Genomic DNA, 18,234 nt, shown 5'->3' with positions numbered 1-18,234 from the left:
TTTTTAAGGATGTAGTTAAGCATTTTTCTGATAGATAATTCAACTATTTTATGATTGTATTATGATTTTCTTCTTTCAAAAAATAACTTCATCAAACGTGCATTTTCCTCATTTTGTTTTACTAAACGGTTTATAAGGATATATAATTGCAATTTGTCTTGTTCAATATCTGTTTCCTTATATTGTTGTGGATCACGATTAACAATGGTTTTCAGTTTACCATTGTCAGATAATTCCACAATATAAATACAATAACCTGTCCAGCTTCGATGGATGAATAACTTATTGTTTTCGCAATACATGAACCATTTATCTTCCATTTCTTCAGGGCGGTGTCCTTCTTTGATATATGCAAGATCTTTTTTTGTTAATGTTCTCTCTAAGAAGAAGGTTTCAAATTGTGTAGGAATTTCTAATGTTTTCCAATCATCTTTTTTTATCATGTTATGATTCCTCGTTATTTATAGGTAAATCAAAAGAAATAGGAACCTCATGTTCCAACAAGATTTCTAGTAAATATAATGGAAGATATACAATATTACCTTCCTTAGCTATCCCTATATTTTTTTGTGAAAAACGGAATGCATGGATTGGTTTATATTTCTCTACAAAATTCTTAAAGGATTTAGAAGCTGTATTTAAACCGGCTTTTATGTCAATTGGTGTGATTTCACCTTCATATTCTATAATGAAATCAATTTCTGTTGTCTGGCTTGGTTCAAAGTAATAGCATTTCTTATGTTTTCTTTGAAATATCTGCGCAGCCATATTCTCATATAAAGCTCCTTTGAATATACCTAAATCGCCACTTATGATTTTTTGTATTTCTCCATCTTCTAATTGAGAGATGAATAGCCCAACATCTGCCATATAGACTTTAAAGATAGGAAGTTCTACAGCACTTGCTAAAGGCGTTGATATATGGGATAAACGATTAACTTTGATGATCATGCCATTATCTTGAAGCCATTGCAGGCTGGAATCATAATATCTTGCATTATAACCCTTTTTTACTACACCATATTGGAACTTTTTGTTTTCTTTGGCCAATTGTATGGGGATAGATAGAAAACATTCTCTAGCTTTGATTTTATCACTTGCATGAGCGTATTTAGCCATATCACTGATATAATCATTCACAATTCTTCTTTGAATTGTTAAACATTCACGATAAGATTTTGTTTTGATATAAGTGGACACAACTTCGGGCATGCCACCAGTCATCATATAAGTGGTGAATAATTCATTCATTTTCTCATGTATGATTTCTGGTATTTTTTTTAAATTATCAAGTGATTGATTGATCTTTTTCATTATATCATCAGGTAATCCATAAGCATCTAAAAATTCAAGAAAACTCATCGGATAAAGTGTCCATGTTTCTACATACCCTACTGGGAAAGATGAAGTGGAAGCAATGGCTATTCCTAAAAGACTTCCAGAACAGATAATGTCACAAGGGAATGATTCACTCATAAATTTTAAGGTTGTTAAAGCACTTGGACATGCCTGGACTTCGTCTAAAAATAAAAGCGTGTTTTCATCAAATACGCTATCCATATAGGTGATTTTCAAATACTCTAATAATTCATTGGGTTCTCGGGTTTTATTAAATAAATCTACCATTTTTAAATTTCTTTCAAAATTAATTTCAATAAAATCGTGATATTGTGCTTTTGCAAATTCACGAATGCAAAATGTCTTACCTACTTGACGGCTTCCTTTAATAATGAGCGGTTTTTTATGTGGATTTTTTTTCCATTTGATTAAATCATTCTCTATTTGCCTTTTCATGAATCAACACCTCATTTCTTATGCTTAGTATACATCAATCGATAAAAATATGCAATGATACATAAAAATATCAATAAAAATATGCAAATATGCATAAAAATATCGATAAAAATATGATAATGATTAATGAAATAGTATTTTTATCCTATCCTTTGATAAAATACCTTGTTGACAATCACTAAGATTTCCTTTATACTTGCACATGGAAAAAAGAATACCTTTAATTTTACCCGAGAGGTAGAAAAGGAAACAAACACAGCAGCGTGTTTTTATATGAAGTCTATATAACCTTATTCCATCATACCGGGTGAATAAGGTTTTTTTATTTGAAAGGAAGTTTTGAATATGAAAAAAATAAATGGCAAGCAGCTCGCAAAACGTATGGCAATTGCTATGATTCTAGGTTTGGCAGCTGGTTTTGGCTGTATCGTCCTTCGTGAATACATGTTGGGGAATGGATATAACGAAACATGGAACACGATCAACAATCTGTTGTTTGCGGATATCTCAAAAGAAGAAAATGCAAATGCAGTAGGTATCTTCTATATTTTAGGACAGTTATTTATCAATGCGTTGCAGCTGATCATCATTCCTATGGTGTTTACAAGTATAGCACTTGCAATGTGCCATATATCAGATACAAAGAAGCTTGGAAGAATTTCTTATAAAACGATTGGATATTTCTTCTTAACTTCATTTATTGCTTTGATTGTGGCAGGAATTGTTGGTTTTGGCGTTTATCACGCAGGTTTATTTGAAGTTGAAATTAACTCTACATTAGCTGGTGGAACAGGTTCTACTGCAAGCAATCCTTTAATGGTAATCTTACAGGCAGTACCAAACAATATTGCCAGTGCATTTACCAATAATGGCGGTGTATTGGGTATTGTATTCTTAGCTGTTTGTGTAGGTATCTGTATCAATACATTAGGTGAAAAAATTGAAGTGTTAAAGAAACTGTTACAGGAAGTAAATGATATTGTTGTGGTATTCTTAAGTTTTGTCATTACAAAATTTGGACCAATGGCGATTTTCTTCTTGTTAACAAGAACCTTCGCAATTTATGGAATTGATCATTTAAAACCAGCTGCGGCATATGTAATAACAACCATATTAACATTATTATTGTTCCTGATTTTTGGATATGCGTTGATTTTATTTGTGACAACCAAATTAAATCCACTACCTTTCCTTCGTAAAATGGCTAAGGTTTCTTTATTTGGATTTTCTACATCATCATCTGCGGCAACACTTCCTTTAAATGAAAAAACAACCGTAGAAGAATTGGGTGTCAGTGAGGAGATTGCATCCTTTGTATTACCTTTAGGTATGACCATTAATATGGATGGCACAGCGATTATGCAGGTCATTGCGGCAATCTTTATTGCAGCAACAGCAGGTTATGATGTTACAATCGGTAATATAGCGATTATCGCAACCCTCGCGTTGGTTGCCTCTATTGGAACACCAGCAGCACCTGGTGCTGGTGCAGTAATCCTATTTACAATCTTAACTGGTTTAGGATATACCAATGATGCGGCAATGCTTGCGTACTCATTGATTCTAGCAATTAATCGTCCAATTGAAATGCTGGTAACATCATTAAATGTAATTGGTGACAGCTCTGCTAGTGTCTTTGTCGCAAAATCAGAAGGATTATTAGACGAGGAAACTTATCATTCTTAAAAAAATGGGGCTGTAACGAATAAGCACTTTGAAAATCAAAAAAGCACTTATCCCAAAACTGGAAAAAGTGCTTTTTCTTTGGTAAAATTTAATTGCTTATGTTAAATATATTACCTAAGAAAGATTATACAACATATCAAACTATTTTGCCATTAAATTTTAATCTTTCTTTCTAAAATGACATAGCACATGATGATATTTCACGCATTGTTCTTGAATTTCAAAGAAAAAGAGAGCTGTAACTCTCATAGTCTATCATTGATGACTACTCGTTACAGCCCCTTTTTATAATCTTTTGTAAGGTTTTGGTTTATGGCAACATATTTCCTGCTGCAGTGTAAATACGATACCATTCTTCTCTTGTTAACTCAATGTCACAGCTGTTTACTAATTCAGACATACGATGCACATTAGTAGAACCTAATATTACCTGCATATTGGCTGGATGCCTTAATAACCAGGCAACGGCAATAGAACTGTTGCTGACACCATAATGGGCAGCTAATTCATCAATCACACGGTTTACTTCAGGAAATTTTTCGTTATTTAAGAATACACCTTCAAACATGCCATATTGAAAGGGACTCCAGCATTGTAAGGTAACATCGTGTATACGACAATACTCTATTACACTTTGATCACGATCGATTGCACCATCAAACATGGTATTTACATTAAATCCTGCATCTAACATTGGCGTATGCATGACACTAAGCTGCATCTGATTGATTTCTAATGGATAACGTACACCTTTTTTCATTAATTCCATCTGGGCAGGGGATTGATTACTCACACCAAAATGCAATACCTTTCCTGATTGATACAATATATCAAATGCATCATTCACTTCATCTGGATCCATTAAGGCATCCGGGCGATGTAACAACAGATAATCTAAGTGATCTGTATGCAGGTTATCTAAACTTTGATCTACACAAGACAGGATATAATCCTTACTGAAATCATAGTAGGTAATTTGTTCACCACGATGAATACCACATTTGCTTTGAAGAATCATCTGATCACGTAGATGTGGCTCCTTCTTTAATATACGTCCGAAAGCTTTTTCACATTCTCCACCGCCATAGATATCTGCGTGGTCGAAGAAGTTGATGCCACAAGCCAAATCGGTTTTAATCAACTGTTCTAATTCATCATCATGTAGCACACTGATGCGCATACAGCCTTGTACAAGTGCACTGGCTTTTTTTTCTTTGATTATTATTTGCTTCATTTTTTTTCTCCTTTTTTCTTATGATTTTATTGTACGCTATCTGCCCACAAGAAACAATCAAAATGGTACAAACACACAAACCTTTTTTTCATATTTTGATAGGATACAGAGAAAGGGATGAATGATTTTGGCAATTAAAATATTTATTGATCAGGGACACAATCCAGGCGATATCAATGCTGGAGCAAGTGGCAATGGCTTGGTTGAAAGTGAAATTACGTATAACGTGGGGATCATGCTGGCGGGGTTATTGTTTGCGGATCCTAATTTTGAGGTAAGGGTATCGCGAAGATATCCGGATACTGTTTTGGGAACAAATCAAAGAACGTCTTTACAACAGCGGGTGGATATGGCAAATGGATGGCCAGCGGATTATTTTATCAGTATTCATGTGAACAGCAATCCCAATCCTGCAATCAATGGTTCAGAGATTTATGTATTCAGAGAAAACAGTGTTGCCTATAACATGGCAGAAATCGTATTGGATAACATGGTATATTTTACAGGTATGAAAAATAATCAGGTACGTGTGAATCCAAGCTTGTTTGTGCTTCGTAGAACCAGAATGCCAGCAATGCTGATTGAGCTGGGTTATTTAACAAATCTGCATGATGTTGAGATATTGCGCGATAAACAATTTGCCTTTTCTTTTGGCATTTATATCGGACTTTTGGAATACTTTGGACTGCCATATCAACTGTAAGGGTTTGCAAGAAAAATTTCTCGAATAAGGTTAGAAATTATTGAAAAAATCATGTATAATGACTAATTGGTGAGAATATGGAAATTGAAGAATTTTTTGAAAGTTACAACGTACAACTAGAAGACGTGAAAAAACAACTTCTAAGACAACATTCCCATGTTCTGGTGCAGGGGAGTGCCGGAAGTGGTAAGACAACCCTACTGAAAGCAAGAAGCGCTTATCTGATCGAATGTGAACAGATGGAAGCGGATCAGATATGGAACATTGCACGGGATGGAAAAAGTGCAAAACAGCTGACTAGAGAGTTCCGTCATTTTTATGATGGGGTGGCAATGCCACATTTTATTGATCTGCATGCGCTGGCATATAAGATCATTAAGATGGATCATGAAGCAAAAGGGATATCCGTATGGCCTGCATACCGTAATGTGAAGAGCTTTGTGAAAAAAATATGCAAAGACATGTTCGCCTTGTCACTTACAAATGATAAGCTGGATGAAGTCTTATACCAGATTGCTCATTGCAAGAATATGTTGATGAGTGAATCACAGATTGATAAAGTACAGATGGAAGGAATGAATTTTCCTGCTATCTATAAGATGTATGAAAAAAATCGTAAAACAAAACAGTTTTATGATATGGATGACGTATTGGTGGAAGCTTTATGTATCCTACGTAGTGATCAGGATGTATTAGAAGGCTGTCATCAGGCAATCAGCTGTCTACAAGTAGATGATGCACAGGAAATCAGTTTTGCTGGACATATGCTGCTTCGCTCTGTTTGTGGAGATCATGCACAGTTATTTGCGTTAGCTGATAAATCAGCAAGCTGCAAGAAAGTATCCTGTGCTTTCCCTGAAGCGTTAGATACTTTGGATACTGCATATCCAGGACTTCAAAATTATACACTTGAAACAAACTATCGTAATGCGAAGATGATACAGGAAATCATGAACAAATTCTCTCATGAAACAAGAGTCTGTGCGAGTGAAGAAGATGGTGAAGTGAAGTTTAAAGGCTTCTCTAATCTGGATCGTGTATATTCTTATGCATATGAAACAGTGTCTGCAGATATGATGCAGGAGCATGTCTTTTTATATCGCAATGAAGAAATGGCATTGCCTTTGATTGATATGTTCATGGAAAAAGAAGTCGCATTCTATTGTTCAAAGAGTCTGAAAAACTTATTAAAGGATACGTTAATCGCAGATATGGTTGGCTTTATCCGATTATTAAGCAATGCCCATGATCTGGATGCTTTTATTCAGGTACAGGATCATTTCCACTTAGATATACCACAACGTGTTTTCCCTGAAGTTGCACAATGTATGCAATTACAGGACATGGATATCTATCAGGCATTGATGGATAGTTCTTTACGTGCAGTGAGTAAGAAAAAGCTGGCTGGCAGAATGGAAAAGATTCGTTTGGCAGCAATGAAAGACACATTGGGCATGATTTCTTTTGTGTTAAAAGAATTTAATTATAGAAATTATTTAGATAAGCATCAGGCAAATGAAAAACATCCTGCGCTGCTGGCATTATATACCATGGCAGAACGATATCCTGAACCTAAGGATTTTGTAATGCATATGCAAAGAATTGCGGATTTTAACAGTATGGATCTGGCGAATGTAAAAATCTGCAGTATCGAAGAAAGCATGGGACAGGAATATGACAATGTATATGTATTAGATTGTATGAATACCTTATTCCCTAAAACCGGTGTATATGATGAATATGAACGTTCTTTGTTCTATATCGCAATGTCACGTGCACTTAAGCATTTGGAATTCTTTACATTTAAAAAGGCTTCTTTGGTAAAAATGGAATTATCTGGCTTCTTATTTGAAATTTATCAACAGCCAGAGGAAAATCAGCCAGTTAGAGATACCAGTATGGATTCACAACCCAAAAAGGTGCGTTTATCTGATTTAAAACGTGGCAAGAAAATCGTTCATGCGACGCTTGGATTAGGTCGTATTATGAAAATTAGTGATGGTATGATGCATGTACAGTTTGCCAATGAATTAAAAACATTGAACGCAAAATTATGTATTCAGAATGATTTGATTGATCTACCATAAAAATTCATCAAATTATCACAAAGAGAACCCCTACTTGTGTGATATAATAAACCTCGGATAGAAAGAGGGTTGTAAGATGTTTGGTTTTCTAAAAAAAGAGAAGAAAAAAGAAAAATCGATTCAACCAATCCGACGTGTAGATACACAGGCGAAATTGATTCATAAATCAGATGAGCCAATTGACGATTTGTTGAGTGGAGATGTTATGCCGGTAGAAAAACCAATCTTTGAATTGACATTTCTCTGTGATGATGGAAAAGAAGTTGTCGCAACAGTCAGTGAATTTGAGTTTGGCAATGTATCTGTCGGTGATGAAGGCAGACTGGTGTATGATGAATACAAATATTGTAACGAAATCATCAGTTTTGCGGATAAAATAAAAGAGTTTGTAATGTAAAAAAAAGCAGATTTCCTAAATGGATTTCTGCCTTTTTTTTGATTCTTACATGTGAAATTCCTTTATTTTGTCACCAAAGGATATTAGTTTATTACCTTCATAGACAAGTACTCCATGATCTCCAACTTCTACTACATCATATTCAAAAGCACTGACCTCTAATATGACAGGCCCTGTTTCTGTATCAAAATGCAATTCATAAATCTGGGTTGGCTGGGGAACTTTTCCGGGTATTGGAAAATAATCGCCATCCTTTTTTTCTGATAATGTAGCCTGTATTTCTATACGTTCATTTTTCATGTGATATCCCTCCCACAATGATATCTTTTATTTCTTTTATTAAATCATTTTTATGATGGATTGTAAAGCGGGTTGTATCACATTGCATTATGACTCGAACATTAGGTTTTTGTTCGAGTAAACACAAAAAAAGTCTATAACCATAAGGTTACAGACTTTATTCAGCAATCTGGCGCCTTAGACAAGACTCGAACTTGTGACCTGCCGGTTAACAGCCGGATGCTCTACCGACTGAGCTACTAAGGCATGTCGTCGATTGCTTGATTATAATATCATATATCCCGATATAATGCAATAGATTTTTTCAAAAAAGTTATAAATACTGATGGAAAAAATCAAAAATGGTTTCTAAGACCATGGCACTTTGTGGATATTTCCATAATAACTGAAAATTATGCGGAAGTTTTTCCTCCTTAGGAATGATATACAGCGCATTGGAAACAGCATGCTTGTCTAAGACAGCTTTCATGCGTTTTGCTTCACCTGAAAATGACTGATAGGCACTATCCATTAAATATACCGGGGGATAAGAAGGAGTGATTCTAGAAAGTATTGAACTTGCTTTTGGGATATCATCCTGAAATAAAAGATGCAGCATTTCTTTTTTGATAGGGAATTTACAAGTACTGTCCTGAAGGAATGTATCAAAATCAAACAAGCCACAACAGCATGCAATACTTTTCATATCTAAAGGTGTGTATGATTGTACAAGAAAAGGAAGATAGCTGGCTAAATATGCGCCAGAAGAATCTCCTGCCACAAACATTCTTTTTAAATCAAGATGCAGTTGTCTACCACATTGTTGTAGATAAGATAAAACTGCATGAAGATCATCTATCATATCTTGATAAGAAGCTTTTGGCGCCAAACGATAATTGATATTCACAACAGCAAAAACATCATTTGCCAGACGTAATGCATGATGACGATAGATTTCATTTTTATGGTGCATACAAAATCCTCCACCATGGATATATATAATAAAAGGATATGTATCCTGTTTGTAATCAGGATATATAACATCAAGTGTATGCATGGGTTCTTGATCATCAAGATATTTAAGATCTTCGATGATCTTTTTATCCTTTGGTACTTCATCTTCTTCATAAGCTTTTTTTGTACTTGTTTCTAAAAAGCTCAGCATTGCCTGTAATTGTGTATCTGTCATATTGCCTCCTTACCCATCCCTTACGCGTATGGATATGAAAAAAGGACAATTCTTTGAACTGTCCTGTATTTTTAAATGGTGACGCGTACGGGATTCGAACCCGTGAGTGCATGCGTGAAAGGCATGTGAGTTAACCGTTTCTCCAACGCGCCATCTATATGAAACTTGCTTACCAGCGCAAGTGCTATAATATAATAGCATAGGAATTTAAAGTTGGCAAGTCTTTTTTTGCTTTTTTTGTATTTTTTTGTTTTTTCATCATATATGGCACATATGCATTTGAATAAAATGATATTTAAAATACTGTACGTAGACTTATTTTTTTCGTATAATAACGGGTGGAAAGTGATAAGGTGAAATACATATGAAGCGAATACTATTATTAACAACCGGCGGTACGATTGCTTCTTCTCAAAGTGAAGAAGGGTTGGTGCCCTCCTTAACAAGTGAAGAAATTCTTTCTTACCTTGGATGGCATGATGAGGCAATCCATATTGATTGTGAGGACTTATTACGCTTAGACAGCAGTAATATGCAGCCTGAGGAATGGGTAATCATAGCCAGAAGGATTGCACAGGTATATCAGGACTATGATGGCATTGTGTTGAGTCATGGTACAGATACGATGGCATATACAGCCAGTGCATTGTCATTCATGTTAAGAAATCTTCCTATACCGTTGATGATTACAGGTTCACAACTACCGTTGATTCATCCATTAAGTGATGGTGTAGATAATATCCGTATAGCATTTCAGGCAGTTCAACAGAACATTCAAGGTGTTTATATCTGTTTTGATCGTAAAATCATGTTAGCAACACGTGCAGTAAAAGTACGCACGATGAACTTTGATGCCTTTGAAAGTGTGAATATAGAACCTGCAGGAATCGTGGATGCCAGAGGTCTGCATTTTCGAGAAGATTTGTTGATTCACGTAGATGGTGCTTTCAAGCTGGAAGATCAATTATGTACAGATGTTTTTTTAATCAAACTGACACCGGGAATGAATCCAGGTATCTTTGATGCATTAACACATATGCAATTTAAAGGAATCGTCATTGAGGCATTTGGTGCCGGCGGTATCAATTTTATCCGTCGTGATCTAATCAGTAAGTTAGAAGAAATCGTTCAAAAAGGTATCAGTGTTGTTGTGTGCTCTCAGTGTTTATATGAAAACAGTGATTTTTCAATTTATCAAACTGGTCAGAAAGTATTGAAAAAAGGCGTGATCCAAGGCTATGATATGACCAGTGAAGCGGCTTTAACAAAACTTATGTGGGCACTTGGCAAAACCCAGAATCCATATGAAGTAAAGAAATTATTTGAAACAAGTTTTGTTCATGAAATCACATTGAAATAATGTGATTTTTTCTTTATACAATCTTAACAGTATGGACACAAGAAACTACACTGTTTTTATATGAATCGTATTATCATATAACTGTAAAGAAGGTGGTCATAATGTTGAAAGTATTGATGACTTTGATGGGAATCATTCTTGTGATATTGATAATATGGATCGTAGTAAAAATGATGTTATCTGTATCTAAAACAAATGATCATAGCAGTAAAATGATGTGAGCGATATGCCAAGGTTTAAGGCATATCGTTTTTCTTGACACAATTCTTTACAAAAAAATGTATAAAGAAAGAGGGAATCCGATATGGTAAACTGGATAATTAATATATTAGGTATCGGTATGGCGGCAGGCTGTTTCTATCTGGCATACAAATTGGTGATATCATCCTTGTCAACTAAGACAAGTCATATGCGTTAAGATGATTTTGTTCAAAAATCTTTAATTTTTAGATGTTCTTTTATATGGGAAAGCATAAAAAATTGTATATTTCATGGAATATTGTTTGGTTTTTACATTTAATTTCGATATTTGTATCATCTAGTATTGAAAAACAGATAATTTGGTATTTAATCATTTGACAAGCCATACCCACAATGATAAAATAAAACTGGTGATATTAATGAAAAATGATACGACACTCACGGCGTTCCATTGTCCAAGATGGAAAGAACTGCCCGATATGGATCTTTATATGGATCAAGTCGTGACACTGTTAAATACATACTTAAAAGACTTCTGTCTGGAACAGCAGGGCAAAGCAATCACTTCTACCATGATTAACAATTATGTGAAACATGGAATCGTAACACCACCGGTAAAAAAACGATATAATCGTAAGCATTTGGCTTATCTGATTGTTGTTTGTATATTGAAAACAGTATTCCGTATGGATGAAATCAGTGATTTGATACGGGTACAAATGGATATGTATCCACAGGACCAGGCATATGATTATTTCTGTGCAGAACTGGAATGCTGCTTATATAGTATTTGTACACATAAGCGCGTAAAGCATATTCCAAGTGATGATGAAGGCAGTCCGATTGTGGATTTGATCAGAAATACGATACAGGCTGTAGCATATACAGCATATGTGAGAGATGCGGTGAGAAATTATGAGCGAGATACTGACACTGGAAAAGACGATTGATTTAGGCTTTCAGCTACAAAAAGATTCTTTGGATTTTCTAAAATATGTAGAAAATCAAACAAAAGGCGGCGTACATTTGATAAGTCGTTCTATCTTTGATTCTTCTAATCGTGAGAAATTAGCGATGGTTACGAAGCATATGGAAGCATATCTGGAAGAACTGATTTGTTTTTGTGGTGGATGTGGTACCTATGGTGTAGAGTGTTTTGATCTATATGATGCATATAAATTCTTGTTTGATATGTATGATGAACATGCTAAACAAAAGTTTTATCAAGCTATCTGTGATGCGGATCAGGAATTTCTGCAGAGGTTTCATAAGATTTATTATAAAGTCAGTGCAAAGACTTCAGAATTAAAGCGTAAACAAAAAGAAAATGCATAAGATATGATAAAAAAGTGAAGAACATGAATATTACACGTTCTTCACTTTTTCTATGCATCCACAAAGCGATAACCCACACCAACTTCTGTCAGAATATAACGGGGATGGGCAGTATCTTTTTCGATTTTTCTTCTGATACTTGCCATAAACACACGTAAGGATTGGGAGTCTTCATTGCTGGCATAACCCCAGATCTGTTTGATGATATAGCTGTGAGTCAACACTTTGCCACTATTTTCCACAAGCAGTACCAGCAGTTTATATTCAATGGGGGTTAAATGGATTTCATTGTTTTCAATAAATACTTTGTGTTTTTCAAAATCGATGGTTAAAGTATCTAAGGTAAATATCTTTTCTTTGATGATATCAGGAGTGTGTTTGCGCAAAGCCACACGTACTCTTGCGAGTAATTCATTGATATGAAAAGGCTTGGTAATATAATCATCTGCGCCCATATCTAATGCATCTACTTTTTCTTTTTCCTGTCCTCTGGCACTAACAACAAGAATCGGTACATCACTTTGTGCACGGATCTGTGACAACACTTCTGTGCCATCGATATCCGGAAGTCCTAAATCAAGCAGAATCAAGTCTGGGTTATCACAAAGAAAGCGTGAGATTCCTTCAATTCCTTTTTCTGCCAGCAATACTTTATAATGGTTGGTTTCTAAGGAAACCTTTAAAAAACGAGTAATGTTGTGATCATCTTCTATGACCAGAATTTTTGTGTCATCCATTGTTTGTGCCTCCTTTTCTAGGAATCTGAAAGCCAAAGACTGCGCCTTTTGATTCTTTCTGATTGTGTGCATATATCATTCCACCATGTGCTTCTATAATCGCTTTACAGATAGATAATCCAAGGCCTACACCACGTTTTGCGTCGCTTCTGTCATTTTTGGTGGTCACAAAGCTTTCAAACAGTGTATGCTGGATAGTTGAATCGATGCCATCTCCATCGTCAATGACTTCAAATACGCCCATATCTTTTTCATTGTGATAATAGATATCAATATGCGAAGTATCTGGTGTATGTTTGATAGCGTTGTCAATAAAATTGATCAGTACCTGTATAATGAGGTGCCCGTCAACATAGACCGTATCCAGTGTTTCAGGTAAATGTGCATGTATACTGTGTTCGCCTTTTCTTGTTTCACAACGATGGATTGCTTCTAAAATCAAATCATCCACCACTTCAATCTGCTTATTTAACAATAATCTGCCATCCTGAATTCTGGTCATATTCAATAGATTTTCTACCAGCTGATTTAACCAGAGTGCATCACTTTCCACATTTTTTATAAGATTTAAAATCGTATCATCATCCAGGGTATCATAGTTTTCAATAATCAAAGAAGAGGAGCCTTGAATACTGGTTAAAGGGGTACGCAAATCATGGGACATGGTGCGCAAGAGGTTGTTTCTAAGTTTTTCTTTTTCGATTTCTACCTTGTTTTTCTGGTGCTGTTCATATAGATTTTCACGTTCTAGTGCCATGAGCATCTGGGAAATCAGGGTATGTATGAAGATGGAAGATTCATCACGATCATCTTCATGATAAATCGTGTAGACACCTAAACACTCATGGTGATTGTGTAAAGGATGATACGACCATTTACTTTGATCGAAAAAGGCAGTATGGAAACCACATTCTTGATCCTGCATAAAACACCATTTCGCAAGCTGTTCATCACTTCTTTGAGAAAAAGCTTTATCAGGATGGGGATAATAGGTAAATGAATCTTGTCCATCCTCTTTATAATAAATCTCAGTAATGATTCCCTGATAATCGTATAAGGTCTGTATATGATGCTTCAAGATATCTTTTGTATCTGACATATTTAAATAACTGCGTGTGATTTCATACAGTGCTTTGGTCTGCATTTCATTATGCTTTGATATTCTTGCGTGCTGTTGAAGTTTATTGACAAGCGATGTTGTGATAAAAGATACAATCAAAAAGATAAAAATCGTAATCAGATAGTTTGAGTCATTGATTTTTAAGGAATAATAGGGGTCGGTAAAGAAATAATTAAATGCCAGCACACTTAACAGTGAACTGATTATTGCCCAAAGTAGATGATGGGTTTCTATGATGATAAAAACAACGCCAATTAAATAGATCATAATGATATTTTCAGTACGAATGTTTAAATCGTTACATACAAAGGCCAATAGGGTACATAACAAAATGATGATACCGGTAATGATTGTATTTTTTATATAAGGGTAATTCATGATGTCACTTCCTTATGCTATGGGTATTATAACAGGATTCAGCAATGGATTCCATGATGTTTGATATCATTTCGACATTGCATCATCGCTAAAATGATAACGTAAATTTCCAGCCTGCCAAAAAACATACCGAAGATGCCAGTCCATAAAACAAGCGTTGGGGCATCATAATTCATGATACCACAGGATAAACCGACAGTGGATAAAGCACTGGAAAATTCAAACATGGCATCTTGTAAAGAGTGCCCGTACAGGGATAATAGAAAAGAGCCAGCAAAGAAAATAAGCAGGTATAAGAATACATAGGTGCCAACAGAGGCGATATCCGCTTTTTGAATTTCGATTTGTTTATCAACTTTTTGAATCTTATGACTGCATACCATCTGGCTAGGATAAAACTGTGCTTTTATTTGCCATACAATAGCTTTTAATAGGATATATACACGATATTGTTTGATACCGCCGGCAGTGGAACCAATACCTCCACCAATCAACTGTAAAACTATCATAATCAAAAGCGCGCCACTGGATAAGACATGAAAATTAGGCAGTGTTTGAAATCCTGTTGTAGTTAAGGCAGATACGACTTGAAATATCGCCATACGAAAAGCGCTTGGCAGATTTTGCGCAAATTGGTTCATAAACAAAATGGTAATGATCATGGTAGCGATGATGACCAATATAAAGGAAAAACGGATTTCACAATATTGAAAGAAATGTCGAAATTTGCCTTTCACAAGGAATAAATGTGCGAAAAAGTTGATATTTCCTAATAACATCAACACGATGGTTACCACTTCAATTGCGATGGAATGATAATGTGCAATACTGTCTGGCTGTGAAGAGAAACCACCAGTAGACAAAGCACCGATGGAATGAATGATTGCATCAAAAACAGGCATACCAAAGGATACATATAAGATAATACCTGCAAGTGTATAACCAGAATAAATAGTGATAATAATACGTGCAGATTTAATCAGATTAGGAAGCAGGCGGTCATTATGTCCTTCTGCGTTGTATAAACGCATTCCATATGTATCGGATAATACACTGCATATGACCAACACAAGACCTATTCCGCCAAAAAACAAAACAGTTGAGCGATGCATAAGAAACAAATGGGATGTCTTTGAAACATCTACTACACTTAATCCGGTTGTACTCCAGCCACTGGTCGTTTCAAATATTCCCTGTGTCAGATTATACTTTCCACTGAATATAAAAGGCAGAGCAGTAATCAAAATCGCAAGCATCCAGCAACTGACAACGATGATGGCATCCTGATTTTTCTTTAGCCGTCCTTTCTTTTTTCCACGAATGGTAAAACTCATCAAATATCCAATTAAAATTGCCACAATACCGGGAACAATAAAATATTTTGCTTCATGGATATCCTGTGGATAAAAAAACAGGATCAGCAAGGGAAGTAATGTGATTGTACCAATCAAAATCAGCAAGACGCCGATATAACCAAAAATCAGGGGAAATCCCGCAATTTCATTTTTATTTTGCATAGTATCATGACTCCTTGGCGAAATAGTGTAAAACATCATCCTGATTCTTGATTTCTGATAAAATCAACAGCTTATCATTGGCATATAACATGGTATCGCCATTTGGCACAAGCATATGTGTGTTTCGGATAATGCAACAGATAATCAAGTGTTCAGGGATATTTAAATCTTTCAGCTTTTGATGCAACAGCGAGCTTTCATGAGGCAATAGAATTTCATTCAGCACAATGTGTTCACTTTCTAAGGAAAGAGAATTGATCAGGTTTTCAATCGTACTGGCCTGTTCAATGATTTTGGCAATCATATGGGTGGCAGATATCGCCGTATTTACACCCAGCTTTTTAAATATCGATACATTTTTAGGATTAGATACCGTCGCTACAGATTTTTTTACATGAAACTGTTTCTTTGCCATTTGACAGATAATCAGATTATCGGGATCATTTGGACGAAGAGCAATTAGGATATCAGCTTTTTCAATACCGGCTTCCTCTAATACATAGGCTTTACATGGGTTTCCAATAAAGACGGGAATATCATATTTAGAAGACAAATAGGCGCAATAGTCTTTATCATCATTGATAATGATCAATTCATGTTGTTTTTCTAACAGGGAGGCGATTAAAAAATCCGCTTTATTGCGGCCGCCTGCAATAACGATTTTCATATAGTTTTATCTTCCACAGGCATATGGTTATTTAGTTTTAAAAACGCTGAAAGGCATAATCGTGTGGGATAGATTGCCTTAATACTTGTATCCTTCAACAGTTCTTCTTTACTTAGATCATATAAACGAACATATACATCTTGTATATGGTAAATGGTACTTGCGATTTCTCCAATCATGCAATTGATATTATCAGAATTGGTAGTCGCAATGAAAATATCACATTGATCGATACCACATTGTTCCAAAACATCCTGATCACAGGCATCACCTGTTACTTGAAAACCATCATAAGAATCAGGCAATCGTAAAAACGCCTGTTCATCGATATCCAGCATGGTAACATCATAACCTTCATGACTTAATTCACTTGCCAGTAAAGAACCAAACCGCCCGCATCCGGCGATAAAAACCTTTTTACTTCTTAGAAATTGAAACATATAAAGACCTTCCTTCTTATATCGCCTATATATTATCAGTAAAGGTATAAAGAAAGTGTAAACACATCCTGTATGATATAAAGATTGTGTTAAGATTTCCATAAAAAAACTGTAATTATACAGTTTTAGATAATATGAATGATGCGATGTTTATGATCATAGATATAGGTAACGCTGTCAAGAAAGCGATGTTCTTGATAATCGTAAAAACGAATATATAGAAAATCAGTAAAAACCTGTATCTGCATACCGATTTGATCCTTTTTGATACCATGTTCAACCTGATGAAAGGCAGGTACATTCACACACAGGATATCTTTGTTTAAATACAGAGCAGGCAGCGAATAGCTGTTATGTAAATGAGCAGATATATAGATAACATGATGATGCAGTAAAATCTTTTCCAGCTGGGCATTTTGATATCCAATATGCATATCCCTTCGTTCACTTCCAGGGTGGGTATTGGCAAGGGGATGATGGCATAATACAAACTTCCAGTTGTTTTTATCTTGATTCAGGTCATCTTGCAGCCATTCTAACTGATCTTTTTCAAAATACATATTATCCTTTTGCGGCTTCTGGGTATTCAATACATAAAAGGAACAACCCTTTAGTTCTTCTTTATAATATACCTCATGACGATAGACATAACGTTTACATGTAGGATCAATGCGCATGCTTTCATCATGATGGGCATGATATAGGTCATGATTGCCTAAAGCAATCAAATGATGAAATCCATAGGGATTCAATAAAGAAAAAAACGCACGAAACTGAAAAAAACAGGCGTTGTTGGTAAGATCGCCTAAGCAAAAAAGATAATGGATATCCCGTTGTTTGATATCATCAAAAGCACGGCGCAGGGTTTTATCTTTGAAGCAGGATATCTGATGAATATCCGCAAGCATTTCAAAGGTGATGAATGGCTTTTCATTGGCGATTCGCTGATGATAAACTTCTTTTGGTGTTTTCATAAAATCATCCTTTCTATCCTATAGTATGGATGTGATGGAAAAGATTATGAGAAAGGTAGAAAATTTCCTATTGTTAGGATAGAAAATTAAAGTAAAAAACGTGGTTTCGCTGTTTCTATCAGATAGGGTTTATGTT

Annotated in this window: 18 protein-coding genes and 2 tRNA genes; 7 read left to right on the top strand and 13 right to left on the bottom strand. The window is 35.3% G+C overall.

What is annotated here, in order from left to right:
* Positions 1–59 precede the first annotated feature (59 nt).
* Entirely contained in the window at positions 60–443 is a 384-nt protein-coding gene (locus DW761_RS16550) for a hypothetical protein (RefSeq protein WP_199485647.1), read from the bottom strand.
* 1 nt (position 444) lies between these two features.
* Complete coding sequence (locus DW761_RS16545; RefSeq protein ID WP_117518800.1) at positions 445–1,794, bottom strand: ATP-binding protein; 1,350 nt, start codon at positions 1,792–1,794, stop codon at positions 445–447.
* Between the two features lie 345 nt (positions 1,795–2,139).
* Between DW761_RS16545 and DW761_RS16540 the strand changes: the two genes are divergently transcribed.
* Complete coding sequence (locus tag DW761_RS16540) at positions 2,140–3,480, top strand: dicarboxylate/amino acid:cation symporter (protein WP_117451665.1); 1,341 nt, start codon at positions 2,140–2,142, stop codon at positions 3,478–3,480.
* Between the two features lie 310 nt (positions 3,481–3,790).
* Here the strand turns inward: DW761_RS16540 and DW761_RS16535 are convergent, their stop codons facing one another.
* The gene (locus tag DW761_RS16535) at positions 3,791–4,714 is read right to left on the bottom strand and encodes an aldo/keto reductase (protein WP_117451667.1); all 924 of its coding nucleotides are present in this window, start codon (positions 4,712–4,714) and stop codon (positions 3,791–3,793) included.
* Between the two features lie 127 nt (positions 4,715–4,841).
* Here DW761_RS16535 and DW761_RS16530 point away from each other — a divergent pair, with 127 nt between their 5' ends.
* The 3 genes from DW761_RS16530 to DW761_RS16520 all read left to right on the top strand — a co-directional run bounded on the left by DW761_RS16530 (position 4,842) and on the right by DW761_RS16520 (position 7,901).
* Positions 4,842–5,417 (top strand): N-acetylmuramoyl-L-alanine amidase family protein, encoded by a 576-nt coding sequence (locus tag DW761_RS16530; RefSeq protein WP_117452010.1) that lies wholly within the window; start codon positions 4,842–4,844, stop codon positions 5,415–5,417.
* A gap of 77 nt (positions 5,418–5,494) precedes the next feature.
* A complete protein-coding gene (locus DW761_RS16525; protein WP_117451669.1) occupies positions 5,495–7,504 on the top strand; it encodes a UvrD-helicase domain-containing protein in 2,010 nt (669 codons plus the stop codon).
* 76 nt (positions 7,505–7,580) lie between these two features.
* Entirely contained in the window at positions 7,581–7,901 is a 321-nt protein-coding gene (locus DW761_RS16520; RefSeq protein ID WP_117518799.1) for a DUF2500 family protein, read from the top strand.
* A 45-nt stretch (positions 7,902–7,946) separates the two neighbouring features.
* Here DW761_RS16520 and DW761_RS16515 read toward each other — a convergent pair whose 3' ends face one another.
* The 4 genes from DW761_RS16515 to DW761_RS16500 all read right to left on the bottom strand — a co-directional run bounded on the left by DW761_RS16515 (position 7,947) and on the right by DW761_RS16500 (position 9,521).
* The gene (locus DW761_RS16515; protein ID WP_117451673.1) at positions 7,947–8,201 is read right to left on the bottom strand and encodes a DUF2500 family protein; all 255 of its coding nucleotides are present in this window, start codon (positions 8,199–8,201) and stop codon (positions 7,947–7,949) included.
* Between the two features lie 170 nt (positions 8,202–8,371).
* Positions 8,372–8,447: transfer RNA gene (locus tag DW761_RS16510), tRNA-Asn, on the bottom strand.
* A 67-nt stretch (positions 8,448–8,514) separates the two neighbouring features.
* A complete protein-coding gene (locus DW761_RS16505; protein ID WP_117451675.1) occupies positions 8,515–9,369 on the bottom strand; it encodes an alpha/beta hydrolase in 855 nt (284 codons plus the stop codon).
* A 76-nt stretch (positions 9,370–9,445) separates the two neighbouring features.
* Positions 9,446–9,521 (bottom strand) — tRNA-Glu (locus tag DW761_RS16500).
* A 212-nt stretch (positions 9,522–9,733) separates the two neighbouring features.
* Here DW761_RS16500 and DW761_RS16495 point away from each other — a divergent pair.
* The 3 genes from DW761_RS16495 (at position 9,734) to DW761_RS16485 (ending at position 12,265) form a co-directional block, all read left to right on the top strand.
* On the top strand, positions 9,734–10,729 hold the full coding sequence (locus DW761_RS16495) for an asparaginase (protein WP_117451677.1): 996 nt from the start codon (positions 9,734–9,736) through the stop codon (positions 10,727–10,729).
* Positions 10,730–11,349: 620 nt separating this feature from the next.
* Entirely contained in the window at positions 11,350–11,880 is a 531-nt protein-coding gene (locus DW761_RS16490) for a DUF1836 domain-containing protein (RefSeq protein ID WP_117451679.1), read from the top strand.
* Complete coding sequence (locus DW761_RS16485; protein WP_117451681.1) at positions 11,846–12,265, top strand: hypothetical protein; 420 nt, start codon at positions 11,846–11,848, stop codon at positions 12,263–12,265. Before DW761_RS16490 ends, DW761_RS16485 begins: the two co-directional genes overlap by 35 nt.
* A 50-nt stretch (positions 12,266–12,315) precedes the next feature.
* Here the strand turns inward: DW761_RS16485 and DW761_RS16480 are convergent, their stop codons facing one another.
* The 6 genes from DW761_RS16480 to DW761_RS16455 all read right to left on the bottom strand — a co-directional run bounded on the left by DW761_RS16480 (position 12,316) and on the right by DW761_RS16455 (position 18,098).
* Entirely contained in the window at positions 12,316–13,002 is a 687-nt protein-coding gene (locus DW761_RS16480) for a response regulator (RefSeq protein WP_117451683.1), read from the bottom strand.
* A complete protein-coding gene (locus tag DW761_RS16475) occupies positions 12,995–14,500 on the bottom strand; it encodes a DUF4118 domain-containing protein (protein WP_117518798.1) in 1,506 nt (501 codons plus the stop codon). Before DW761_RS16475 ends, DW761_RS16480 begins: the two co-directional genes overlap by 8 nt.
* 38 nt (positions 14,501–14,538) lie before the next feature.
* Positions 14,539–16,017, bottom strand: a complete 1,479-nt coding sequence (locus DW761_RS16470) for a TrkH family potassium uptake protein (protein WP_117518797.1) — start codon at positions 16,015–16,017, stop codon at positions 14,539–14,541.
* Between the two features lie 4 nt (positions 16,018–16,021).
* A complete protein-coding gene (locus DW761_RS16465) occupies positions 16,022–16,684 on the bottom strand; it encodes a potassium channel family protein (protein ID WP_117451688.1) in 663 nt (220 codons plus the stop codon).
* Entirely contained in the window at positions 16,681–17,124 is a 444-nt protein-coding gene (locus DW761_RS16460; RefSeq protein ID WP_117518796.1) for a potassium channel family protein, read from the bottom strand. Before DW761_RS16460 ends, DW761_RS16465 begins: the two co-directional genes overlap by 4 nt.
* A gap of 125 nt (positions 17,125–17,249) precedes the next feature.
* Entirely contained in the window at positions 17,250–18,098 is an 849-nt protein-coding gene (locus tag DW761_RS16455; RefSeq protein WP_117518795.1) for a metallophosphoesterase family protein, read from the bottom strand.
* Between the last annotated feature and the right edge of the window lie 136 nt (positions 18,099–18,234).

The sequence above is a fragment of the Absiella sp. AM29-15 genome, assembly GCF_003434225.1.
Classification (GTDB): domain Bacteria; phylum Bacillota_I; class Bacilli_A; order Erysipelotrichales; family Erysipelotrichaceae; genus Hoskinsella; species Hoskinsella hominis.
Note: the sequence above shows the minus strand (reverse complement) of the source record. Positions and strands in the feature narration are given on the sequence as shown.